Here is a 24800-nt window from a genome sequence, read left to right as displayed (position 1 = left end):
ATGCCGATGTCAATGCATCATTCAACATAGCATTGCGTCCAGTATTTGAGGAAGGCATAGATCGATTGTATGCAGACAGGGATGCATACAAAGGGAGCACTGATACCCCCAAAGAGGCAACTTCAAGAATGATGGAGACCTTAGAACCTCCAACCCTTTAGGGTGGAGAGTATGTCAGGTATTCGATTAAAACAATATTAGATAACCATCCTCTTTAACAGTAAACGTTAACACTGGTTTTTAATGATAAAATCTATCAATTCGATAGTTTAGTCTCACATCTTCAACAGCTCATTATAGAAATTATGGATAATAAACGATTTTTCATACTCTTCAATTGGTATTTTATTCTTTTCAATTTTTCTAAATTTCTGAGAATATTTTACATTCACGAGAATTAGATTTTCTGCATTAACTATAAATTTGCTACTTTTTTTATTATAGAGACTATCTTTTACATCATCAATATCAATTTTATGGAGCCCAACCTGTTGTATTGCACCTACTATTCTGCGAACCATATTCCACATAAAACTCTCTCCTACAATTTCTAAAACGTAAAAATTATTCAGTTTTTTAATAACAATCCTCTTGACAGTTCTTGTACTGTTTCTGCCATCTGATTTAGAAAATGCACTAAAATCATGGGTTCCTAAAAATAACTCTGCACAGGCTTTCATCTTTTTTAAATCGAATCCAAGATCTAAAAAATAGTATTTATAAAATCTTTCAGATGCTATTCTGGGGTTGAAATCTTTAGTAGTTATTGCGTAAGAGTAAAAATATATATTGCGTAATTGAGAATTCAATATGCCAAATACTGTTTTTACATCTCTGCCAGTTTCTATTTTTATTACGTTTCCAATTGCGGATACTCCTCTGTCAGTTCTGCTAGCGCTTTTTAAATTCTCGGCAATTTTATATTTTTTCAACACTTTCAAAATTTCCCCTTCGACCGTGATCTTATCTGGCTGCACTTGATATCCTTCAAACTCAGAGCCTAAATATGCAAATTTTAATAGCAAATACATATTAACTTTAACTTATTAAAAATATATTAATGTTTTTGAGACTGAATATGCAAAGATTAAAAAATATTTATATAGACATAGGAAATATATTCATATCAGAAATGCTAACATATTCAGATATAATCCTCAAAATGATGAGCGAGTACGGATACACTAAAATTGAGCAAGGTCCTAAAGATTATTTATTTTTAAGCTTAGGCACTAAAATGCTTATAATATATGTTGCTCAAAAAAAGGTTACGGGAGAGGAAGTGCTAAAACATGCCAGAACTTTAGAACAGCTAGATGGTGAAAAATACATAATTTGCCTGAAAGACTATACACCAGATGCTTTTGAAACTGCGCATAAATATAATATAATATTAAATAACAGAAAAGATCTAGCTAATGACATTGGCGAATTTATTCTTAAAAAGATAGAGGATAAGGAAGAGTATAATTTAGAAGAGCTTTTTGAAGATGAAAATTTCGAGATAGAAGAAATAGAAAGAGAACCTCCAGAAACAGAAGCAGATAAAGATGCGATACCTATATTTCTAGAAGAAGTGCCAAAGCTAAATGAGCAGATAATCAAACCGATTATTTCAAAAGAAGAAGCTATGATAAATGCTCAGAGAAAAATACATGGGTTTAATATATCGTTAGTACTAGTGCCATATTTAATTTTTGAGTTTACTCTGGACATTTACGTAGAAAATGAGCTTACACCTAAATCTAAAAAAGGAATTATATGTGTAAATTTGAACACGCAACCAGAACATAAAGAGTTTATTTTCTTAGATAAAGGGTTAGAAACACTTTCCTCAATATCTGAATCTCATGAGCGATTGAAGATAGACCTTGATGTTACAGAGGCTGAAGCTAAAGCTAAAAAAATTATACTACTGGAATATTCGAAGCCTAAAGAAGATACTATTCCAAAAGAAAATGTGATCATTATCGAGAAAAAGAGACAGAGACCAAAAGAAGATTCTATGAAACTGAACGAGCTGGGAATCTATTATTGGCCTTATTGGATAGTCAGTGGAGCACGTGGCACATTAAAAATGAACGCTGTTGACGGGTCAGAAATTGAGAATGCTCAACAGTAATATATTTTTATTTTTTGATAATGAAAGCTAATATAACAGCATCTGCCGCTATAATTATTGTGTATATTATCCATGACGGTAACGTATAATTGCTGAAATCTATTATGTAGTTTCCAGTAGGTCTATAAAACACAGTGTTAAAAGTATCGTTAACGCTGCTAAGTCCGGAAGATAGCATAAGTGTATAGAATTGGGTCAGATGAGTACTGTTTCCATCATCAATCCATTCTGTAATTCTGTAAGGAGAGCTAATAAAGAATCCTGTGCCATAGTCATTGCCAGTTCCAACCTCTGCAGTTAAATCAATTATGCCGCTTACCAGAGTCCCATTTTTTAAGGGTATATCGGTACCTACCCATGCATGACCACCCCAGTTAGTACCAGAATAGCCAAGCCCAAATTCAAGCCATGCAGGAATGCCCAGAGCTCTGGCAATGGATACGTATAAAAATGATAGTTCTGCGCAGTCACCTTCTTTCTGATTCCATGTCTGCACGGCTGTTATTGGCATATTTGGAAAATTGTATATTATATCATATTTAAAATTTTTAACAATATAATTGTATATTGCCATAAGTGTTCCGTATACAGTATTCTGCCCCATTGTAATATTTTTTATCGCACTATTATTTGCAAAATATGCAGGATCTATAACCTCCAACTTATTAAACAGGTATTCAGGATGATCATACTCGTTTTTTAAATATTGCGGTATTTGGGAAACGGTTCCGCTCTCTGCAGGATTAATATACGTTCTATGCGTATACAGTGTAGCTTTATAGATAATTTGCACATCAGCACTTTTGTATAGATCCCAGCTCCACCAGGTCCTGTTGTATTCATTATTAATAGTATATGGTGAATCTGATATTTCATTAACTGTCACATACTGTATATTCGAGATATTTTCAGGAATGGAGATATTCAAAATCGCTTTACCAGAGCTGATATTCACATAAATGTTCTGGTCAATGAGAGTATTGGAGTAAGCGGGCAATATTTCGATATTGGGAGATGGCGGATTTGCTAGAATCTCTGATGCGGGTGCAAAAAAAATAAAATTGGCAATTATCAAAATCGAAACAGCAAAGATCAATCCTGCAATATATTTACTTTTCATAGCTTCGTTTTCTCCATTTTCTTTTTAGCTCCTGAGGTAAGGTATCTATTAATATTCTGTTATATACCAGATAATAAAATATTGGAACGGCAATAATCAGGCTGATCACCGAATAATATGGCGGAAAGCCCCAAATGTATGGCAGTAAAGTAAAATTAAAAAGTATTATGATCAGGATAGCATTGAATAAATATTTCATTCTCCTATTAACATATATCCCGTATCCTATCATTGCTCCTGTACTTGAATGTATCAGAGAAAATGCAAAGCTCATGATCACAAAATAAAAAGCTATGTAGATATCAAAAAATATTCTTGAATAATAATAAGTTAACGCAACAGCCCATATAGCTCCAATACCCAGCCCAAAAGTCATGCCGTTAAAGGTAACGATATATGTTCTGCTTGTTCTTTTTCTGTTCAAGAATAGGAACTTGATAAGTTCTGAAAAAAAGGCGAATGTTATAATGAATATAATGGATAGATCAATGTATTTTGAAGAGGAATAAGAAATCAAGAGAAACACTGCTGCAACAAAAGTTCCTATAATCAAGCCCATTACAAGATTGAAAAAAAGTAATTTTTCATCAAAAAAGTTCTCAAACTTATTCCATATAAAATAGAGTAATACAAATGCCGGAGCAATTCCAATTATTGCACTGATCTGAAATATAATATCCATCTTTAATGCTATATTTATATTTACTATTTTTATTTTTTCAATTATTCTTTGATAAGTGAATATTGTTTTATTTTACCTGAACCATCGATTTTGTCTGGATCTTTTAATTTGAATAGTTTTCAAAACATGTGAGCTGTGTTAATAGCTCATCTGTTCAATATCTTTTAACAGATAATTGACAATGTTCAGAATACAATAATTTTTAATATTAATTTCCAAATCATGGTATATGGATAAAGTATCAGAGTTTATTGAGAATCTAAAAGATCATATGATAGCCAGAAAATCGGAGCAGTATCGGTGGGTTGCTCTGGTACTTATCACAATATCTGTACTAATGTCAATGAGCTTATGGTTCAGTGCCACAGCAATTATACCTATGATCAAAACAGAGTGGAGTCTAAGCTCTCTTGAAACGGTATTTATTACATTGTCCCTTCAACTGGGATTTGTTGTTGGCACTCTTATCAGTGCCACTTTTGCAATACCAGACTCTGTTAACTCAAGGATGTTATTTGCAATAGCTTCTATACTAGGCGCATTTTTTAATATCTTATACTTATTTTATGGCCATATTTTCAGCATAGGTATACTTTTAAGGTTTTTGACAGGCATGTCTCTGGCAGGAGTTTACCCTGTAGCAGTACAGTTGGTTTCAAGCTGGTTTCCTAACAGAAGGGGATTAGCAGTTGGAGCTGTGATTGCAGGATTAACGGTTGGATCTGCAATCCCAGAATTTATACTTTCTTTCAATCTAATTTATTCATGGGAAAACGTTCTTGAAGGTTCTTCTATTCTGGCTTTTATTTCAGCATTAATTATATTATTTGTGTTGAAAGATAATCCACTAAAAACAAAAAAGTCCAACTTTAACTGGCGTTTGGTAAGAGAAGTGGTCAAAGATAAACCGACCATGTTAGCAAACATTGGCTATTTTGGGCATATGTGGGAACTTTATGCAATGTGGACCTGGATTCCAGTGTTTTTATCCATCTCATTATTATCATATTTCCCTTTAAAGGATTATAATTTTACAGTTGAAATATTATCTTTCTCTGTAATTGGCATTGCAGGATTAGTCGGTGCACTGTTCGGGGGCATTATCGCAGATCGAATTGGCAGAACCTTATCTACTTCAATTTACCTTTCAATTAGTGGCTTTTGCGCTATCTTTATTGGGCTCACGTTCAGAGCCATCCCTATTATCACTGTTACGATAGCTTTGATATGGGGCGCAGCGGTCATAGCAGATTCAGCGCAATTTTCCACGGCGGTAACAGAGCTTAATCCTGCATATAGAACTGGAAGTGCGCTAACATTTCAGATGTCCATAGGATTTTTAGTGACCATATTCTCCATATATCTTGTTGAATTTCTTCAATCTTTGATTGGTTGGAGATGGAGTTTTGATATACTGGCGATAGGCCCAATTATAGGTATCATTTCAATGTTAAAGCTTAGAAGCTTGCCAGAATCATTAAAGATGGCACACGGAAGGAGATAACCCATAGACATAAAGTCAGACAGATGAAATATTTTAATAACATCAGAGAATATCTGTTTTTATGAAGCTCGTTGTAAGACTGGTTAAATGGGAAGATTTTGAAGATGTTATAGAAAACTATTACAGCTACTATGAAGAGTTTAAGACTGATTCTAGCATAGGGCTAGTATTTCATAAGAATCCACCGAACATTAATTCGGAGATTGCATGGTTTTCGAACATGATAGTTTCGCAAAACAGGGGAGAAGCGATTGCAGTTGTGGCAGAATATTCAGGAAAGGTTGTGGGGCTATGCGATGTTTATAGTAAGCGCCCTAATTCTGAGCTTTCGCACATTGGCAGCCTGGGAATTACTGTTAAAAAAGAGTACCGGCATATGGGAATTGGTACGCTTTTGATGAAAAAGGCGATAAAGCTTTCTAAACGCAAATTTGACGTTCTAATTTTGGATGTATTTGAGACAAATGACATAGCCATTCATTTATACGAGAAGCTTGGGTTCAAAAAATATGCATATTTACCCAGGGGAATTAAGAGAAAAGGAGAATACATAGGCACATTCTCCATGTTTTTAGATCTCTAAACGCCAAAAATCATAACCTGACAAAAAGTTAATATATCGCGTTAATTATTTTAAATTGGTAATTTCTATGAATAAGGTTGCAATTGTAGGCATAGGCCATTCAAAGTTTGGTAAAAGGATGGATGTGAACATCAACGAACTGGCCTGGGAATCTGTAAAAAAAGCACTTTTGGATGCAGGAATGGATCAGAAAGACATTGAGTTTTACAGTGTTGGAAACCTTGGTTTCTGGAGCGAGGAATTGTTACCTGCAGTGACGGTCGGAGAGTATTGCGGATTAAGTGGCGGTACATTAAAAACTGAGGCTGCATGTGCGTCAGGTAGCGCTGCAATTAAGGTTGCGTATGACAGTGTTGCCTCTGGAAACACTGATATTGCAATGGCTATGGGTGTAGAAAAAATGTATGATTCGCCAAATCCCACGATTATAGAACTGATCGGGAGAGCAGGCAACTATTTTTGGGAGTTTGAAAATTTTGGATTGACGTTTCCAGGCTATTATGCATTATACGCTACGAGATATATGCATGAGTATGGTGCTACAGAAGAAGATCTTTGCAGGGCATCAATCAAAGCACATCATTATGGAGCTCTTAATCCTTACGCTCAATTTCAGAAAGAGATTACAATGGATGATTGTTTAAAAGCCAGATATGTAGCCTGGCCTCTAAAATTATTTGATGCCTCGCCTATCACTGATGGATCTGCTTCAATAATTTTGGCAAATGCTGAGATTGCAAAAAAGTTCACGGATACACCTGTATATATCGATGCACAGGGAACCGCAACAGGTTCTGCAAATCTTAGCAAAAGAGAAAATTTCTTGGAATTGAATGCTAGCAGGCAAGCTGCGAATATTGCCTATAAAAAAGCCAAGATTGCAGATCCAAAAAATGCATTTGATCTTTTTGAGGTACATGACTGTTTTTCTATTGCTGAAATACTTGCTTATGAAGATCTGAAAATTGCAGAGAAGGGTAAGGCTATAGAATTGTTAAGGGACATGCAAACCTATCATGATGGAAAGTTTCCTGCGAACCTTGACGGTGGCTTAAAAGCAAAAGGGCATCCTATTGGAGCTACAGGAGTAAGCATGGCAGTTGAGATAACAAAGCAGCTCAGAAACGAGGCAGAAAAAAATAGGCAGGCAACGATCAAGCATGGTCGAGCACTGGCACATAATGTAGGCGGAACTGGGCACTATGCATACGTAACAATTTACTCAAGAGGTGATTAAATATGGATTATCCATTGTTCTTAGATAAACGCAAATTGGAATTAAAATACCAGATCCCTATCAAGAACATAGAACCTTTTTTCAAAGGACTAGAACAGGATAAGATTATGGGTACTCGATGCAGGGATTGTAAAACGTTATATTTCCCACCGCAGGCAGATTGTCCTTCATGTAAGACCAGTAATATGGAATGGATCGAACTTGATGGAGATGCGATACTCGATACATACACTATTATAAATGTGAAGCCAACATCATTTGAGGGTTTTCCAGAGTATATAGTTGCTATTGGGCAGTTGAAAGAAGGGGTGAAAGTATTGGCATGGTTGAACATCAAAGATCGCAAAGAGATAAAAATAGGCATGAAACTAAAATTGAAAGTGGTAAAGAGAGAAGAAAATAATTTGACCTATGAATTTTTTAAGAGTGAATAAAATTATAAATTAAGATATTTAGGTGAGAGACATGTTTAAAAACAAAGTGGTTTTGGAGATATTAGATAATTATAAATCGATTTGGTCATTGGACAGTGCAAATTCATTATTTGGCTGGGACTTGGAAACAAACATGCCTGTAGAGGGTATAGAGGCAAGATCCAATGCTCTTGCAGAAATTGCAGTATTAAAACAAAAAATGATACAGAACTTGAATTTGCTAGTATCCCGTGCTAAAAATGAAACTGACCTTAACGATCAGGAGCTTGGAGTATTGAGAGTGATGAATAGAACCCTACATTTTTATAATGTTTTACCCGCATCATTTATAGAGACATACAATAAAATTACCGCGCAAGCTACAATAAAATGGAGAGAGGCCAGGGAAAAATCTGATTTTAAAATGTTTAAACCGTATCTTGAGAAGATCGTAGAACTTAGCAGAGAAGAAGCAGATTACTTAGGTTATGTGGCAAATCCATATAATGCTCTTTTAGATCTATATGAAGAAGGCATGCGCGTATCTGACCTCGACTCTATCTTTTCCAGACTTTCATCAGAGTCCCTAAAAATTAAAAATAAAGTGATGTCAGAAAACTATTTTCCGCAGGATCATCCACTGGAACATATGAAATATGATGTTAATGCAATGAGAGAAGTTAACTTCAAGATCATAAAGTTGTTGGACATGCCTACCACCAAATTTAGAATGGACGTATCAACACATCCATTTACTACCAAGATAGGACCTGATGATGTTCGAATTACTACCCGCTATGAGGGCACAGATTTTAAGAAAACAATGTATTCTACCATACACGAAAGTGGACATGCTATTCATGCACTTCAACAGGATCCTGAGCTCAATTACACACCCATCGCAGACAGTAACTCTTTAGGTATCGGCGAATCGCAGTCTCGATTCTGGGAAAACGTGATTGGCAGAAGCAGAGCATTTATAAATAAAGTATATCCTATTATAAAATCAGAACTTAACTTTGTCTCAAAATACTCGGCAGAGGATATTTATAGGTACGTAAACACAGTCAAATCGAGTCTGATCAGGGTCGATGCAGACGAATTAACTTATAATTTTCATATAATACTGAGATACAACATTGAAAAAGATCTGATTTCTGGCAAGATTAATGTTGATGAGTTGCCCACTGTATGGAATGATATGATGGGCCAATTGTTAGACATTGTGCCCAAAAATGATAAAGAGGGTGTATTGCAGGATACACACTGGAGCAACGGCAGCTTTGGATACTTTCCAACATACTCTCTCGGCAACATTATTGCAGGTATGATATGGTTCAAGCTGAATGATAAGCTAGAATCTATGAGCTATTTGGATATGAAACAATGGCTATATCAAAACATACACAGATGGGGCAGTATATATGATCCTAAAACTTTGCAACAGCAGGTGTTTGGAGAACATTACAATTCTGATCGGCTGATTCAATACCTGGATTCTAAATATGTTCACTTTTAACGTTTTTTCTCTAAGAATCTGGTCATGCCAGTTTTAAAATCATCAGTATCCGCGATCTCGATCAATTCATCCAGGCCGGCTTTCAATGTTTTACGGTAGCTCTGTTTATCTATGTTCACCAGCTTTTTAGCTGCTTTAATGGCGCTCAATGGCATTTTTGATATTTTTAAAGCTGTTTCTATACCTGCTTCTAATAACTGTTCATTAGGTACTATCTCATCTGCAATGCCAATCTCTTTTGCTGTTTTTACAGAGATAACATCTGCTGTGAAAATATGTTTGATCAGCTCTTTTCTGTATTTTATGACTCCGTATGTTGCAGCAATTGGCGGTATTGCACCTATCTTTAGCTCTGGCAAAGATAGTTTTGCATTTTCTGCGATAAATACCATATCAAACAACAATAATATCTCAAATCCACCACCGTAAGCAAAACCGTTAACCAGGCCTATTATCGGTTTGCTCGTTTTTAATACCTGCTCCGTAAATGTATCAGCTTGATCAAAAAACTCAGAAGCATCACTTTTATCTTTCCATGATGCCATCACTGCAATATCATCACCAGTGCAAAATGCCTTGCCTGAACCGGTCAAAAGTATGGATTTTACATCAGAATCAGAATCTGCTTCAATGAGCGCTTCTTTTAATTCTAGCCATGTATCTTTTGTCAAAGCGTTTAGTTTTTGAGGTCTATTAAAAGTTATTAGCGCATAACTGCTCCTTTTTTCATATATTATCGTTTTATATGCTCTCTTTTTATAGTTCCATCTGTAAAATCCCTCTCCTGTACTCATTCCCAACTTGTTTTCTTTTATCATATTTTCCAATAACTGCTCTGGCTTTACACCGAGTTTTTTAAGCGTTTCAAGTACCAGATCTAACCCATATTCATCCGAATATTCTAATAATCCTTTCGGAAAATTCATGCCGATTTTCATTCCTTTATCTATTACCGCACTGTCCGCTACCTTGTTAGCTATAAGCCATGCTGCCTCGTTTATCGCCGGTGCAATCAGCATTAAAGGATCTACCCTGAAAATATCTATCTCTGAAAATTCGATTCTCTCATAATTTTTTCCATATTTATAAAATCCTTCACCAGTTTTCATTCCTAATTTGTTTTCAGATACCTTTGTTTTTAGTATACTAGATTCTTCAATATCAAAGCCGTGCGCTTTCAGTTCTATAATAACCCTATTCAATACATCCAACCCTATAAAATCTATAAGCTCTAATAACCCCATTGGAAAATCGAGCCTCTGTTTTGCAACAATGTCTATGCTTTCTGGAGAATAGCCCTGCTCTACTAGTCTTAGTGCCTGCAAAAAGATGCGGATATTGAGCCTGTTTACTACAAAACCCGGTACATCTTTCTCTACTTTGATATAGGACATATTCAGAGTGTCTATAAATTTCTCTGCTGTCGTTATAGTCTTAATGTCTGTTTTATCTATAACAATTAGTTCTACCAGCTTTATGAGCGAGGGAGGATTGAAAAAATGAAGTCCGATCACATTTTTATTTTTAGATAGCCCTTCAGCTAAGTATGAGATAGGAATGGATGAGGTGTTGGTGGCCATAATACAATGTTCTGGAACTGTATTATCTAATAGCTGAAATATGCTCTTTTTCAGTTTTTCATCTTCAGACACTGCCTCGATTACTAAATCTGCAGTTTTAGCAGCCTCTTTTAGGTCTGTGCTATATTTTATTCTTTCAAATATCGTTTTCACAGGCTCTCTAAGCCTGTTTTTTTCAGCCAGTTTGTCCAAGCTCCATTTAATCTTAGATTTTGCTTTTTCAAGCAATGCATCATTTACATCTATAATACTAACAGCATATCCTGCCTGCGCAGAGATCTCAGCTATGCTGTGCCCCATTGTTCCGGCACCTACTACTACTACATTTTTCATTTTTTTTATCACTCCTTTACACCTTTCTTCCAAATATCAGAAATCCAGTATGCCCGAGCATCTGTGTTTCGGGCCTGGATCCCATCTCTCCCACTACCCATTTTCTCTCAAGTATCTCTTTTACCTCAATATCAACAAAATTATGAGATTTCAGACTTTTTACAGTACGCTCAACCTGCGCCACTGTCGGCACATATGCAGAAAGCCACCCTGAGCTTTTTAAAGCGTCATATATTGCAGAAACTGCGGTCCATGGCTCCGGAATATCTATGATCGCAGAATCAATATCTTTCTCGCTTATGTTCGCTATATTGTCTAGTTTTAAGGTCCAGTATTCTTCCAGTCCTGCAAGTTCTATGTTCTTTCTGGAAACTTCGGCAAAATCAGACCTTAGCTCATAAGTGATCACTTTACCTGCAGGCCTTACTGTATTTAACAGAGCTATGCTCATAAATCCAGATCCTGCACCTGCTTCTACTACCATAGATCCAGATCTGATATTACACTTATACAAGATTGATGCAATATCCTTGGATGACACGATTTGTGCTGATCTTTCTAAAAACCCGAGCATGTCTTCGGTTGTAGGCTCTAAAATCCAAAAATTACGGTCATAAATTTCTATTTTATCACCATTATTCTTATCGATAAATCTGGAAGTATCTATTATTCCAAGATCTTTAACATGTTCAAACTTACCCGTAACTCTAATCAAATACTTCTTATTTTTTTCATCGATTAACATCTTTGTACAATTTAGAATGACCATAAAAATTCAATCACCTTAATTTAAAATAGATAGAGATACTAACCTATAAAAATTTTATTTTTTCTAATTTTATTGCCTTCCTCTTTTTGAACAGATCTCTTTTACAATTTTTATGGCTTTCAATATTTCGGGTTTTGACAATGTATGATCTGGCACTAAATTTAGGGAGGTCATGGTATTTTCTGTTTCTTTGCCGATAGCAATTTTCAAAACTTCTGTTAAATGCTCGACAAGTTTAGAATCCAGCACGGAAAATATATTGTAGAAAGAGGTTGTAATCATTGAAGATGTAAAAATTAAAGCGTCTACATGTTTATTGATTAACTCTTTTGAAAACTCTATGTGCCTTTGATCTGGCAATAGCTGTTGAGAACTATAGATATCAAGAACATAAACTGACATATGAGAACCAAGCTCTTTAATAAGTGTTGGATTTCCCTGCCTGCTGCGCACTAAAAGAACTGTTCCACTCTTTGATTTTAGATGTTCAGCAATGCCCGCAGTAGACTGCACTGGCGGAACCACTGTGGCCTTTGAACGTATTGCCTTTGCAGTTTCTGTTCCGATCGCGATGACTTCTTTAGCTTGGTTTAAATATAGATCAAATTGATCACCTATAGATCTTCTAAATTTTTGAGCTGCCAGTGTGCTTGTAAATATCAAATACTCTACAGGACCTATCGATTTTAAAAAATTTAAAATGTCTATGTTCGTGTCTACTGTTTTTGTGACCGGAATATTAATTACCTCAACATCCTCGATCTTGTACTCAATGTTCTTGCTCTCAGGTCTAAACATTGCTATTTTGATCATAGCAAATTCACTACTGATCCTATAACAGTAATTAACGGAGCCTTTATGTTATTGGCTTTAGCTGTTTTTATTATGTTTTGCAATGATCCTTTCAAAACTATCTGTGATTTTAATGTTCCATTTCTAATCAGACATATTGGTGTATCTGCATCTTTTCCGTTTTTCAATAATGAAGCTATAATATCCTCAAGGTTTTTAGCACCCATTAATATCACTAACGTACCTTTAAATTTTGCAATATAATCCCAATCCAGCGTATTACCCTTTCTAAGTTGCCCAGATATGATCATTATCGATGACGAAAAATTTCGATGTGTCAACGGTAACCCAACGTATGTGGGCACACCTATTGACGAGCTAATGCCAGGTATTACCCTAAACCTCACTTTTTGGCTTTTTAAATATTCTATTTCTTCGCCACCTCTGCCAAACAAAAACGGGTCTCCACTTTTCAACCTCACTACTTTCTTGCCCTCTTTCGCATATTTAACTAACAGTTTATTAATTCGGTCCTGTTGTACATCCGTGTCTTCTTTTTTATTTTTGCCAACTGCTATTTTCTTAACTTGCGGGGGTAACAGCTTTAATATGTTCTTGTTTATCAAGTAATCATACATTACAATGTCCCCTTTTTTTAATATATTTAATGCCTTTAACGTTAATAGCTCCGGATCTCCTGGCCCAGCACCTACTAAATAAACTATTCCTGACAGAACTCACCACCTCTTTTTAAATTCTCTTATCAATTCTTTCTGCTCTGAAACATGTTTTTTCAAGAATAAATCTTTTCTGGACTTAGAGTCTTCAGATATCTCAGAAACTTGCAGATTTATCTGACTGTCTTGAATCCATGAATATATGCCTATGGGCGCATGACACCCTGCTTTTAATATGCTTAAAATTTCTCGCTCTATCATACATGAGATCCTGGTTTCTAAGTGATCCAGCTTTTTTAAAATCTTTGAACTCTCACTATCCTTTCTGGCAATTACAGCTATAGCACCTTGATTTGCCTGAGGCACAAATATCCGCTTGTCTAACACTGTATATTGCACTTGCAAGTTTAAACGATCCAATCCGGCCTTTGCAACTATTATTCCATTAACTTCATTTTCATTGTATTTCCTTATTCTGGTATCCACATTTCCTCTAATATCCACAATCTCTATCTCTGGCCTGTAATGCTTTAAAAACATCTTTCTTCTTATACTGGATGTGCCTATTTTATAATGTTCTGGAAAAGATTCTATGTCCCATTTTGATACCAGTACATCTTCTACAGCTCCACGTTCTAAAATTGCAGAAATTTCTAAATCATTTTCCAGTTCAGTATCCAGATCTTTCATGCTATGGACTGCAGCATCAATGTCCCCATCTATCACATGCCTGTTAAGCTCTTTGGAAAATATGCCTCTTTCATTAATATTGGATATCGGCTTGAGATTTACATCACCCAGTGTCTTAATTGCTTTTGTTTCGGCTATTATACCTATGTTTTTCAATAAGTTCGATACTATATTCGCCTGAATTAAAGATAACTTACTGCCTCTAGCTCCCATTATCATTATTTATCATCTCAATTGCTTTGATCATTGCAGTGCTGGTGTAATCTAGATCTTTGTTTGTATGCGCAAAACTCAAGAAATTAGTTTCATACTGGCTCGGCGGTAAGTATATTCCTTCATTTAAAAGTAATTTGAAAAATTTGAAAAATTTTGTAGAGTCAGCCTTCATGGCCGTAGCATAATCTCTTACAGGCCCAGTTTTGAAAAATATTTGAAACATTGATCCAAACCTATTTATTTCTATGTTTAACTCATTGCCAATCTTTTTTGTGAGCATCTCTGTATTATTGTTTAAAATAGAGTAGTCTTGTTCTTTTAAAATGTTCAGAGTTTCAGTTCCCGCAATTATACTAAGCGGATTGCCAGAGAAAGTTCCAGCCTCGTAAACATTGCCTTCAGGGCTAATTTTTTTCATTATGTCATCTCTACCGCCGAATGCGCCGATTGGCAAACCTCCGCCTATTATCTTCCCTAAAGTAATCAAGTCTGCATATACTTTAAAATGATCCTGAACACTGCCAAACCTATTTCTAAATCCAGTAATTACCTCATCAAAAATCAATAATATATCGTTTTTTTCAGTAATTTCACGAACTTGAGCAAGATAATCTTTATCTGGAGTAATAACACCAATATTTCCCAGCACAGGCTCTAAGATCATGGCAGCTATGCTGTTTTTATTTTTATTTATAACCTCTTCAAGTTTAGCTATATTATTGTAATCAACCAGAAGCGTATTTTTTGTTACTTCTTCAGGAATTCCAGGAGAGGATGGTATGCCAACCGCTCCACTGCCTGCTTTTGCAAGCACTGAATCATGCGCTCCATGGTATCCACCTAAAACTTTTATAATCTTCATTTTATTGGTAAAAGCTCTGGCTACTCTAATTACATGCATGGTAGCTTCAGTGCCTGAATTAGTAAATCGCATCAATTTTATGTTAGGAATTCCTGTTCTGATCAGTTTAGCAAGATTGATCTCATACTCTGTCGGGGTACCAAGAAGCCAGGATCTATCCATCGACTCTTTCATTTTTTCTTTGATTTTGTCATTTGAATGTCCTAGAATTAAGGGTCCAAACCCAAGGCAATAATCTATGTATTCTTTATTGTCTACATCATATATTTTTGAACCGTAGCCACGGCTCATGAAAATCGGGTAAGGGGCATAATAACGAACCGGAGAATTTACACCGCCCGGAAAATATTGCTTGGCTAAATTGTATAAATTTTCAGAATTCATGTATTCTGATATAAATATTAACAATATATATTTATTGTTAGGTCCGGTTTTATGACTTTTCAAAAAGAAAAAAATTAGGATATTTTCTATAGAGTATAAAAAAGAAAAAAACTTCAAATTTTTAGTTTGAAGTATTTATTTTTTAGCTTTTACCAATGGAAATACTGGTATTGGTCCTTTAGCTCCAGTAATTTCCCATCTATCATTAATGACTGTTGCAGCACCAACCCACATCGTAAACAGAGCGTCAATAAATCCCACATAGCCTGCTGCTTTTAGAGCACCCGGAAAAGTTCCCATAGCAGTTGACATAGATGCGGTGAGAGTGGAAAGCGGTATGGCATAGAGTATAAAAGTAAACAACAGGAACAACAGCGTCAGGTTCAGTGCCAGGTTCATCCTAAAGCTTCCGATCCAGAAAATCAAAGTCATTATTACAAAAGCTATTGCCAAAATGCCTATCAAGTGACCCACAGTAAGAGAAGAAAACCATTTTAGTTCTATTCCTATATGTGCTAATCCAAAGGTTAGGAAAAAGGCAGAATAAGTTCCAAAAGCCGTAGCTCCAAAAGTGTTTCCATTGTTATATTCCCAGACTGAAGCTATAAGAAGGAATGTACCTCCAAACATCATTGCAGGGGCAATCATTACTATACTCTCAGACCATGGATAAAACCCCATCGCGTAGATAGATAACAAAAATAAGCTAAATCCATAGGCAAAAATTCCAAGAGCTGTTGGATCTCCTTTTTTCTTTATTTCATCTACCATCGGTTTTCACCAATATAAGATATTAAAATGCCAGTATTTAAATATTTCTAAAATTTATGACGAATATCGTAAATATTAATATATATTATTTACTTATTTGTTTTATATATCTATAAATTATATTTTTTAGATATAAATTGTTATATATTCAACACAAAAAAAATTTTAATGCCTACTATCAATCTAAATATTTTTTAATGGCCTTGCTGAATATTTTCTTAAAGACGTTAATTTTAGAAAACACATCAACGAAAAAAATTAAATATGGTACTAACTTAGCTGTTCTTTAATGAATGATGCTTTAAAACAGATCCTTAAAAAGCAAGGATATGGATTAATAGGCGAGAACTCGGGAGTTAAATTATGTCATTGGCTTAAAGAAAGCATTGTGGGTGGAAGGTCTTGTTACAAACAGAGCTTTTATGGCATTCAATCGCATAGGTGTATTCAGATGAGCCCGGCAATGGATCAGTGCACTCAAAATTGCCTGTTTTGCTGGAGATTTCAGGGTTTTTCTGAGATTGATCTAAAGGATGCTGACGAACCTAAATTTGTGGTTGAAGAGAGCATTAAGGCTCAGAGAAGGCTGATAAGTGGATTTAAAGGTAACCCAGAAACCGATAAAGATAAATGGAAAGAAGCGAATGATCCAAAACATGTAGCAATATCTTTGACCGGAGAGCCAACTTTATATCCATATCTTGGAGATCTTATTAAAGAGTATCATAGTAGAGGGATCACTACATTTCTGGTAACCAACGGCACAATGCCTAATGTATTAGAAAACTTAAATCCCCTGCCAACTCAGCTTTATATAACAGTAGCTGCACCAAACGATAAAATTTATGAAAGGCTCTTGGCGCCGATGATAAAAGATGGCTGGAACCGGCTAAATAGAACGTTGGAACTGTTACCCTCTTTAGATACAAGAAAAGTTATAAGGCATACTCTTGTCGATGGCTGGAACATAAACTATATTGATGACTATGCAAAACTGGATTTAAAAGCCGATCCAGATTTTATAGAACCCAAAGCATATGTTTATGTAGGATATTCGAGGGAAAGATTAAATATGTCAAATATGCCATCTTTTCAAAAAATAAAAGATTTTTCTGAGCAATTAAGCCTTAAGACCGGTTTTGAAATTAAGGACCAGAGAGAAGATAGCAGAGTGACTTTACTCTCTAAACATAAAAATAATTATAAGCTATTTTAAATTTATATTTTTTAACAAAAATTGTCAGTTTTTATACTTTATTAAACGATAATTAAAAAAAATTTAAATATTAAATATAATTATAGTCTAATTGTTGAAGAGAATTAGAGAGTGATAAAAATGGTAGATTACAACAAGTTGAGATGTGATATTTCTGAGCGATGGGCTAGTATAGATCCTTCTTTATTACCTATAGATCGTACTGATTTACAGATCTTGTGCTATTTAAGACACGATGCAAGAACTACAAATTCTGAGATCGCAGAAGCTTTGGGGATCAGTGAAGCTACAGTAAGAAGAAGAATAAGAGATATGCAAGATAGAAAGATAATATTGGGGTTTTCAGCATTAGTCAATGTGCCTGCTATTGAAAATAGCATAAAAGTATTTTTACACATTAAAGTAAAGCCAGAAAGAATAAATGAAGTAGCAGACATAATATTGAAAAATCCTAGAATTATAACTCTGTATAGGCTTATTGAACAATATGAGCTTGTAGGAGAGGGCCTGTTCATATCAATGGCAGAGCTACAGGAATTTAAAGATACAACACTAAAAGCAGATGGTATAGAATCATCATTTACATACGTTGTTGCTAAGGCATATAAGAGCTCTCCATGGATGGGACTATAAATTAAAAATAATAGAAACATTTATACTATAATATATCTATTACTTGAGAAATAAGGAGGTAAAAATATGGAGAACTCCGAATTAAATATTCTTGATCAGGTTCAATCTTACCTGAAAAAAATTAAAGCACAATCTGAGGCCATCAAACAACGTGAGAAAGAGCTAAATGATCGTGCAAAACGTATATCAGAGTGGGAAGATAAAGCAAAGAGCACAGATGAACAGTTGAAAAAGAAAGAAGAGACAATTCACTCAAAATTAACAGAGCTAGAAAAATACTCAGAAGCTATCCAAAATAAAGAAAAAGATTTAAAAAGCAAGATTGACGCATTAAACCAAAAAGATGCTGTTATCGATGATTTAACCAAAAAGCTAAACTCTTATGAAATTAATATGTCCAAGATAAAAAATGCAGTGACAGATCTTGAAAAATCTAATAGCGCAATGGGAAATGAACTTAAAGAGCTAATTAACAGCTATATAGAAAAGAGAGCAACTTATATAGAAAATGAAAAGAAGATTGTAAAATTATATGAAGACCTAAGCTCATACAAGGAGGATCTGTTAAAAACAGTTCAAAAGCTGGCACCTAAAATTGAAGTCAGCTCGGAACCTGTTGCCCCTGCACCTAAATACGAAAATGTAAATGTGGCAATACCTGCACCTAAAGTAGAAGAAGAAGATCTAGTTCCTTGTCCAAATTGCGGAACTATGATATCGAAGGATGCTATCATGTGCTATGCCTGTGGATATTTACTGAAGCCAGAAGCTTTGGAAGAGCCTAAGACAAAGTAGCTAAATATTCTAATCGCTCTTTAATAAAATTTAAACTATCGCTTAATGTTTTTTTATTATTGTAACTTTTTATTATATTTTTAGGATCTTTAATATTTTCTGCTAGTTCTATAAGTTCAGTAACAGTCCTTGTAAGCTCGTTTACTATTGTAATGTCTGATACCTGCGCTGTTCTAGAAAGCGGATTCAGGTCAATTGCAATAACTTTTTTGTTCATGTTTTTAAGTGCTAAAGCGCGATCACCATCTTCTAACGGAATAAGCACCACGTCTGCAGAGAATATGCCTACTTTTGAACACAGAGCTCTTTTATGATCTAATCCCGGTATTTTTGCGTCCGGCTCTATGCCCAGCAAGTTCACACCTTTTTTCAAAAAAAGTTCATTAATATTTCTAACACGATCGTCTGTTCTATAGAATAGATTAAGTTCTAACCTGGCATTTAAGATTTTTGACAGTTTGATAATTTCATCAGGTACTAGCGCAGCAACGTTACCGTTAACTGATATTACTGGGTTTGATGCGAGTTTTAAAGCTGCAATCGCTGCTTTTTCAGCTGCAATTGCAAAATCTTGAGTTTTTTCACCAATTAGATAATCAAATGCTTCCCCACGTCCATGTGCTATTAGTCCAGCTGTCGCAACAAGCCCATCATTAAAACCATCTATAATCTTTTCTCGTTTTAATAACGAAATATATCTAGGATGTGTTTTCGGAATTGTAATATGCTCGTTATTCATATTTACCTATCTCTCTTCCAATTAGCTTGATGAGACATTATTTCAAAGGTAATAAATTATTCTATCTCGAAACCTAAGATTTAGACGATTTTTTTCATACTTTTATATTTTCAAATTCTCATCCAAGAGCTTTAAGAATTCATTTTCTTTGCCTTTAGGGATCGTTGCCCCTGCCGCAATTTTATGTCCTCCACCAAAGCCACCCACTTCTTTTGCAGCATTGCTCATGCTTAACCCTAGATCTATTCCACGGTCTATCAATAGCTTTGTAGCTCTGGCAGAAACATGTATTTCAGAGTCTTCTGAATGCATGCATATGGTCGCCAGATTCTGATCTAGAAAATATAGCATAGCTATTCCAGACAATTCTCCGCACATAGATTCTTCATAACTATAAAAATACTGGATAAAATTCAGTTTTTTGCAATCTTTTTCTATTCTTCTCAATTCATTAATCAATCTGTTTCTATACTCATTCCATATCTTGTTTACTTCATCTACATTATTCAGATCACCCAATAAATAGCTCACAGCAAGTGCTTGTTTTTCAGACCTGGCACATGCGTTTACGATGCTAGAAATTGTACGATCATTAGAGTTCCAGACATCGAATTTTTTTGCAAAAATATTTTTAATTGTGTCAGTATTTGCACCCTGTTCAATCAATTTTAAAGTAATAATAGACCCAAAATTTATCTTTTTGTCCTCTGATAGACTTTCGAAGGTATCTTCTTCTCCGATACCTAAACTCTTCAATAATTTTTCTATATTATCTTTATTTCCGCTAATGTCTGCAAGATAAGGCTCAGTAGCATTCATTAACATATCTTTTATTGTGATCCCCTCAAACCTAAACTCAAATTTTGATGGATTTATTTTTTCTATCTCATCAATTAATATCTTATTTAATCCAGAATATTCGTCCAGATCCTGTTTATCCGCTATCATTCCCGCTAGATAGATAGGATAAAGAGAGAATAAAGACTTATCATAGTATTGAGCAAGAATAAAAGATAATGTAGCGCCACATGCATCTTTGCCTCCATCCATCTTTATAAGGACAGGATTTATGTTAATTATTATTTCAGAATCTTTTTCAAGAGGATGATGATCTAATACAATTACGTTCTGATACTTCTCTAGTAAAGTAATCAGAGAAGCCCCTAAATCTAATAGCAAAAATGTACAATTTTCATTTTTTAGATTGCGTTCTATGTTTTTAACACTTAGATCTTTTATGAAAGTAACCTGAAAATTCTTTTCCGCTGATATCAGAATTTTAGATACTATTGCAGCAGAAGTTACGCCATCAGCATCGTAGTGCGCAAGAACTCGTATAAAAGTTGAGCTATTTATCTTATTTATTGCCTGAACATATCTGCTGTTTAATGGTTCTGGTATGTTTAACATATTTACTTAGTTAAAACTTCAGCAGTATCAATGCTATATTTCCAAGTTTTAGGTATCCTATTTTTTAGTTTATAATAGTCACTCAATCTTTTTATCTTAGCTTCAATTAATATCAAGCCTCTTTTATTGCTGATATCTTTCGGGTTATTTTTTAAATGCTTGCTGAGATTTACAGCTTTTCTCATTAATGCTATAAGGTCGTCAGGGATTGGTGGCAATAGATTATTTTCTTTGTATATCTGCCCCATCTTCTTGTTTGTCATAAGCTTTACTCTCGGGATACCATAGAGATCCCTTAAAATCAAACCTGTATATGCCATAGTGTGTCCTTGTTTTGCAACAGTAATCGCTATATCTTCTGCCTTTTTTCCCTTAAATTCAACCCAGTCAGGGCTTTCAACTCTAAACGGCAATTTTGATCCAGATTTACCTTTCTTGCTCGAATGCATTCTTGACATATATATAATCACCTATCGGAAAAGATTAAAGGATTTCTATATATAAATTATTCGGGGCAATGCAAATATTAAGTGATCATCATAGCTCTGTTCTGTTATTCGATTTTTAGTTGCTTTCAATTCTCGCTGAAATTTTTATAGTGCCAATATGTATAAAATAAGCTTGAAACATAATCTAAAAGCAAATCTTATCACATATATAAGATATTGAGTAAAAGATTTGTTGATAATAATTAGCAAATATTTAAATAGTATATCGATATACAGATATCTGTTAATAGATAAAGAGGTGATTAATATGTTTGGAATGCGTGGTTCCTCGGAGCCTATACATTATAGAGCCAGAGGATTTGTAGGCATAAGATTCTGGATTCTGAACCTGATTTCTAAGAAAGAGATGACCGGAGCAGAGATAATGGAGAGAATTGAAGAGTTGTCTATGGGTATGTGGAGGCCTTCGCCCGGGAGTGTGTACCCTATTTTAAAAGACCTGGAAAGAGAGGGATATGTTAAATCAAGAGAAGACCTAAACAAAAGATATTATTCTTTGACCGAGAAGGGCTCATCTATACTGGAAGAGATGCTTTGGCTACCTAGACAAAGATTTAGAGCTTTTGACAGAGCTGATAATATTAGAGACACAATAGATTTGATGGATGGCTTTGCAGATTTTTTGAAGGATAATGAGGAAAAATTAAAGAGTGATGTAGAACTATATAAAAGATTTAAGGAAATTAAAGAAAAATTAAATACAATCTGAGCTTATATGAGCATAATAACGTGAAAAATAAGTTGAAATTTCCAGTAAAATATTATGGTATGGAGTTTAGTAAGATATGGAAAGAAAAAACTTGGATGTAGCAAACATAAAAAACTATATAATTCTATCCCTAGTATTTATAATAGCAGCTATGCTCATTAGATTTGCTGGATATATACTGTTCCAGAACTATGCTTTGTATATTGAATCAATACATATGTTAATGGATGTAATAATTACAATATTGGTAATCATAGTAATATATTTTGTAAGATCACCTGTTAACAAAAAATATCCATATGGCCTCTATAAGATTGAAGACCTCACTGCTATTTTAATCAGTGTTATGATATTTGTCATGACTTTAGATTTCGCAAAAAGTATGTTTTCAGCAGTTCCAAAACTCTCTATATATTCATCAATATTTGAGTTTGTTTCTTTGATCCCGCTATTTTTATCTGGATATGTAAAATTTATTGCTGGCAAAAAAATAAACTCCCCATCTTTACACTCTGATGCATTTCATGTAATAACAGATGTGCTGGAAGGATCGATCGTGGGCATAGGTTTATATTTAGCTGTAATTTTGCATAGTGAAATTTACTATTATGTTGCCTTGATCGTAGCTATTTTAGCTCTGTTTATGATTGCCATAGACATTTTTAAAGATAGCGTATACAGCATTCTAGATATCCCAAAAAACAAAAAACTGAATTTACAGATTACTAATATCCTGAGCGATTTCAAAGAAATTTACAATACAAAGTCTATTAAAGTTAGGTGGGCAGGGCCGGTTACTTTTTTAGAGCTTGTTTTGGAATTCAACCCGCAATTAACTATTGAAGATGCTCATAGTATTACAGATAGAATAGAAAATAAGCTTTATGAAGACTTTCCTTCATTGGAAAGTGTCTCGATACATATAGAGCCAAATATCAGAAATAACTTTAAGATAAGTGTACCTCTAGAAAATAATGAGCCTCCATATATTATCTCAGATAACTTTACTAAAGCCCCATTTTTTGCAAAAGTAATTGTAGAGGACAGAAAAATAAAAAATGTGGAAATAGTAAAAAATATCTTTTTTGAAAGTAATAAAAACCTAGCCGGAGCTGAATTTATGGAATATTTAGCTGAAAATGAGTATACTGATGTAATAATTATTAATATTGGCGAGATCACTTTTTCAATACTTTTGAGGCATAATATCAAAGTATGGCAGGCGGTATCTCAAGATCTATCGCATAATCTAGATCTATTTTTAAATTTTAGTTTGAAAAAATTATATGCTCCAACTGTTGAAGCATCATGGAGAAAAAATATGTTGTAAAAAACTGTGAAAATTAAAGATTTTTAAAAAAATTTAATAACTGTAATTATAATACTAACTTTATATGATTTCAATGCATGTAATAAAATCCGGTTCAGAGATACTTTTGGCAGCATGCGACAAAAAATTACTGGGGAAAATTCTGAAAGATGGGGAACTTAAATTACATATAAAAAAAGACTTTTATTATGAAGTTTTTGTGGATTCAAGAACTTTTGTAAATGCACTGAAAATGGCTACAATTGCTAATCTTGTTGGAGAAGAAGTTGTATCAATAGCAATAGAAGAAGGATATATAAATAAGGAAAATGTAATTCGTTTAAAAAATGTACCTTATGCACAATTTGTAAAAATGATTTAATAGCTGTCTTTGGCAATGTTAAAAAAATATAAGTAAATTATATATAGTAATAATATATACCTATTTCTACTGATTTTGGTGATTGTGATGAAGTTTACAAGATTTGAAAAGGCAAGGATTATTGGTGCAAGAGCATTACAAATATCAATGGGAGCTCCTGTACTTATAGATATTCCTGAAAAGATTACTGACCCAGTAGATATAGCCCTTTATGAATTTGATAGGAACCTTATACCCATTACAACAGTAAAAAAATGATTTTTAACTTTTTTACGATCATTTAAATTTTGATATTGTTCATACCTTTGCATTTATCTAATTTTTAAAGTTCTTTATTTTTCGTAGGAATATATATGATGGTTGAAGATGCTGTTTTTATCTTCAGATCTATTTTATATCCTCTTTTAAATCGATCTCTATTGCATTTAAAGATATGAAAATGTGAATAATAACAAAAACTATACCAAAAAATAAAGATCCCAAACTAAATATCATTGTAATAATCATAAATTCAGTAGTTTGTATATTTTCAAGAGATGAGAGCAGTATCGCAATACTTGAAGCAATAGAGAAAAAAATGGCAATATACATCAGTAACAGTGCAGTACGCAATACTTTTGCCATTCGAATCAAGGTGGATATTTGCTTTTTATAGCATTTTATAAGGTTCTCATTTTTTATATCTTCTCTGATCAATTCCCTGTGCAATGACCTTATGCTTTCCATAACCCTTGAATATCTTTCATTTATACCTAAAATTAAGAGAGCAATTCCAGTAATGATCGCAAGAGGAACGAAAGAATTATTCATAATGGTCAGGATATCAATCATAAGTGAGAGAGTA

The 24800-nt window shown here is 34.2% G+C and carries 27 protein-coding genes; 13 read left to right on the top strand and 14 right to left on the bottom strand.

Annotated elements, in window-relative coordinates; translation table 11 throughout:
* Positions 1–275: 275 nt before the first annotated feature.
* Positions 276–1031: a tRNA pseudouridine(38-40) synthase TruA gene (gene truA / locus QXQ25_03860; protein ID MEM0160841.1), complete on the bottom strand. Its 756-nt coding sequence runs from the start codon at positions 1029–1031 to the stop codon at positions 276–278.
* A 101-nt stretch (positions 1032–1132) separates the two neighbouring features.
* Here truA and QXQ25_03855 point away from each other — a divergent pair, with 101 nt between their 5' ends.
* Positions 1133–2122, top strand: coding sequence for a hypothetical protein (locus QXQ25_03855; protein MEM0160840.1), 990 nt, complete (start codon positions 1133–1135; stop codon positions 2120–2122).
* A gap of 7 nt (positions 2123–2129) precedes the next feature.
* Here the strand turns inward: QXQ25_03855 and QXQ25_03850 are convergent, their stop codons facing one another.
* Together QXQ25_03850 and QXQ25_03845 are read right to left on the bottom strand one after the other, a co-directional pair.
* The gene (locus tag QXQ25_03850) at positions 2130–3242 is read right to left on the bottom strand and encodes a transglutaminase domain-containing protein (protein MEM0160839.1); all 1113 of its coding nucleotides are present in this window, start codon (positions 3240–3242) and stop codon (positions 2130–2132) included.
* Complete coding sequence (locus QXQ25_03845; protein MEM0160838.1) at positions 3232–3924, bottom strand: hypothetical protein; 693 nt, start codon at positions 3922–3924, stop codon at positions 3232–3234. The genes QXQ25_03850 and QXQ25_03845 overlap by 11 nt, the downstream gene beginning before the upstream one ends.
* 229 nt (positions 3925–4153) lie before the next feature.
* Here QXQ25_03845 and QXQ25_03840 point away from each other — a divergent pair, with 229 nt between their 5' ends.
* From QXQ25_03840 to QXQ25_03820, 5 genes are all read left to right on the top strand, one after another.
* Positions 4154–5428: an MFS transporter gene (locus QXQ25_03840; GenBank protein MEM0160837.1), complete on the top strand. Its 1275-nt coding sequence runs from the start codon at positions 4154–4156 to the stop codon at positions 5426–5428.
* Positions 5429–5489: 61 nt separating this feature from the next.
* Positions 5490–6011 (top strand): GNAT family N-acetyltransferase, encoded by a 522-nt coding sequence (locus QXQ25_03835; protein ID MEM0160836.1) that lies wholly within the window; start codon positions 5490–5492, stop codon positions 6009–6011.
* Positions 6012–6078: 67 nt separating this feature from the next.
* Entirely contained in the window at positions 6079–7248 is a 1170-nt protein-coding gene (locus QXQ25_03830) for a thiolase domain-containing protein (GenBank protein MEM0160835.1), read from the top strand.
* A gap of 2 nt (positions 7249–7250) precedes the next feature.
* Positions 7251–7682 carry a Zn-ribbon domain-containing OB-fold protein gene (locus QXQ25_03825; protein MEM0160834.1) on the top strand — a complete coding sequence of 144 codons (432 nt, stop codon included), beginning with the start codon at positions 7251–7253 and terminating at the stop codon, positions 7680–7682.
* Between the two features lie 31 nt (positions 7683–7713).
* Positions 7714–9180, top strand: a complete 1467-nt coding sequence (locus tag QXQ25_03820; protein ID MEM0160833.1) for a carboxypeptidase M32 — start codon at positions 7714–7716, stop codon at positions 9178–9180.
* Here the strand turns inward: QXQ25_03820 and QXQ25_03815 are convergent.
* From QXQ25_03815 to QXQ25_03785, 7 genes are all read right to left on the bottom strand, one after another.
* A complete protein-coding gene (locus tag QXQ25_03815; protein ID MEM0160832.1) occupies positions 9177–11105 on the bottom strand; it encodes a 3-hydroxyacyl-CoA dehydrogenase/enoyl-CoA hydratase family protein in 1929 nt (642 codons plus the stop codon). The genes QXQ25_03820 and QXQ25_03815 overlap by 4 nt on opposite strands.
* Positions 11106–11109: 4 nt before the next feature.
* Entirely contained in the window at positions 11110–11862 is a 753-nt protein-coding gene (locus QXQ25_03810; GenBank protein MEM0160831.1) for a tRNA (adenine-N1)-methyltransferase, read from the bottom strand.
* A 69-nt stretch (positions 11863–11931) separates the two neighbouring features.
* Positions 11932–12675, bottom strand: a complete 744-nt coding sequence (locus tag QXQ25_03805) for a uroporphyrinogen-III synthase (GenBank protein MEM0160830.1) — start codon at positions 12673–12675, stop codon at positions 11932–11934.
* Positions 12672–13379 (bottom strand): uroporphyrinogen-III C-methyltransferase, encoded by a 708-nt coding sequence (gene cobA / locus QXQ25_03800; GenBank protein ID MEM0160829.1) that lies wholly within the window; start codon positions 13377–13379, stop codon positions 12672–12674. Before cobA ends, QXQ25_03805 begins: the two co-directional genes overlap by 4 nt.
* Positions 13380–13391: 12 nt before the next feature.
* Positions 13392–14240 carry a hydroxymethylbilane synthase gene (gene hemC, locus QXQ25_03795; GenBank protein ID MEM0160828.1) on the bottom strand — a complete coding sequence of 283 codons (849 nt, stop codon included), beginning with the start codon at positions 14238–14240 and terminating at the stop codon, positions 13392–13394.
* Entirely contained in the window at positions 14224–15483 is a 1260-nt protein-coding gene (gene hemL, locus QXQ25_03790; GenBank protein ID MEM0160827.1) for a glutamate-1-semialdehyde 2,1-aminomutase, read from the bottom strand. Before hemL ends, hemC begins: the two co-directional genes overlap by 17 nt.
* Before the next feature lie 135 nt (positions 15484–15618).
* Positions 15619–16254: an acetate uptake transporter gene (locus tag QXQ25_03785; GenBank protein ID MEM0160826.1), complete on the bottom strand. Its 636-nt coding sequence runs from the start codon at positions 16252–16254 to the stop codon at positions 15619–15621.
* A 289-nt stretch (positions 16255–16543) separates the two neighbouring features.
* Between QXQ25_03785 and twy1 the strand changes: the two genes are divergently transcribed.
* The 3 genes from twy1 (at position 16544) to QXQ25_03770 (ending at position 18898) form a co-directional block, all read left to right on the top strand.
* Positions 16544–17470, top strand: a complete 927-nt coding sequence (gene twy1, locus QXQ25_03780; GenBank protein ID MEM0160825.1) for a 4-demethylwyosine synthase TYW1 — start codon at positions 16544–16546, stop codon at positions 17468–17470.
* Between the two features lie 120 nt (positions 17471–17590).
* The gene (locus QXQ25_03775) at positions 17591–18103 is read left to right on the top strand and encodes an Lrp/AsnC family transcriptional regulator (GenBank protein ID MEM0160824.1); all 513 of its coding nucleotides are present in this window, start codon (positions 17591–17593) and stop codon (positions 18101–18103) included.
* 66 nt (positions 18104–18169) lie between these two features.
* Positions 18170–18898 carry a zinc ribbon domain-containing protein gene (locus QXQ25_03770; protein MEM0160823.1) on the top strand — a complete coding sequence of 243 codons (729 nt, stop codon included), beginning with the start codon at positions 18170–18172 and terminating at the stop codon, positions 18896–18898.
* Here QXQ25_03770 and QXQ25_03765 read toward each other — a convergent pair.
* The 3 genes from QXQ25_03765 to QXQ25_03755 form a co-directional block, all read right to left on the bottom strand.
* A complete protein-coding gene (locus QXQ25_03765) occupies positions 18885–19637 on the bottom strand; it encodes a 4-phosphopantoate--beta-alanine ligase (protein ID MEM0160822.1) in 753 nt (250 codons plus the stop codon). The two genes, QXQ25_03770 and QXQ25_03765, sit on opposite strands and share 14 nt — an antisense overlap.
* A gap of 102 nt (positions 19638–19739) precedes the next feature.
* On the bottom strand, positions 19740–21047 hold the full coding sequence (locus QXQ25_03760; GenBank protein ID MEM0160821.1) for a DHH family phosphoesterase: 1308 nt from the start codon (positions 21045–21047) through the stop codon (positions 19740–19742).
* A 2-nt stretch (positions 21048–21049) separates the two neighbouring features.
* Positions 21050–21505, bottom strand: coding sequence for a 30S ribosomal protein S15 (locus QXQ25_03755; GenBank protein MEM0160820.1), 456 nt, complete (start codon positions 21503–21505; stop codon positions 21050–21052).
* Between the two features lie 298 nt (positions 21506–21803).
* Between QXQ25_03755 and QXQ25_03750 the strand changes: the two genes are divergently transcribed.
* From QXQ25_03750 to QXQ25_03735, 4 genes are all read left to right on the top strand, one after another.
* Positions 21804–22265, top strand: a complete 462-nt coding sequence (locus QXQ25_03750) for a PadR family transcriptional regulator (GenBank protein ID MEM0160819.1) — start codon at positions 21804–21806, stop codon at positions 22263–22265.
* 76 nt (positions 22266–22341) lie between these two features.
* The gene (locus QXQ25_03745; protein ID MEM0160818.1) at positions 22342–23595 is read left to right on the top strand and encodes a cation diffusion facilitator family transporter; all 1254 of its coding nucleotides are present in this window, start codon (positions 22342–22344) and stop codon (positions 23593–23595) included.
* 64 nt (positions 23596–23659) lie between these two features.
* On the top strand, positions 23660–23956 hold the full coding sequence (locus tag QXQ25_03740) for a DUF424 family protein (GenBank protein ID MEM0160817.1): 297 nt from the start codon (positions 23660–23662) through the stop codon (positions 23954–23956).
* 87 nt (positions 23957–24043) lie between these two features.
* The gene (locus QXQ25_03735; protein ID MEM0160816.1) at positions 24044–24214 is read left to right on the top strand and encodes a DNA-directed RNA polymerase subunit K; all 171 of its coding nucleotides are present in this window, start codon (positions 24044–24046) and stop codon (positions 24212–24214) included.
* Between the two features lie 129 nt (positions 24215–24343).
* Here the strand turns inward: QXQ25_03735 and QXQ25_03730 are convergent, their stop codons facing one another.
* Positions 24344–24787, bottom strand: a complete 444-nt coding sequence (locus QXQ25_03730) for a DUF2721 domain-containing protein (GenBank protein MEM0160815.1) — start codon at positions 24785–24787, stop codon at positions 24344–24346.
* Between the last annotated feature and the right edge of the window lie 13 nt (positions 24788–24800).

Source organism: Thermoplasmata archaeon, assembly GCA_038729465.1.
Classification (GTDB): Archaea; Thermoplasmatota; Thermoplasmata; order Thermoplasmatales; family ARK-15; genus JAVRLB01.
Note: the sequence above shows the minus strand (reverse complement) of the source record. Positions and strands in the feature narration are given on the sequence as shown.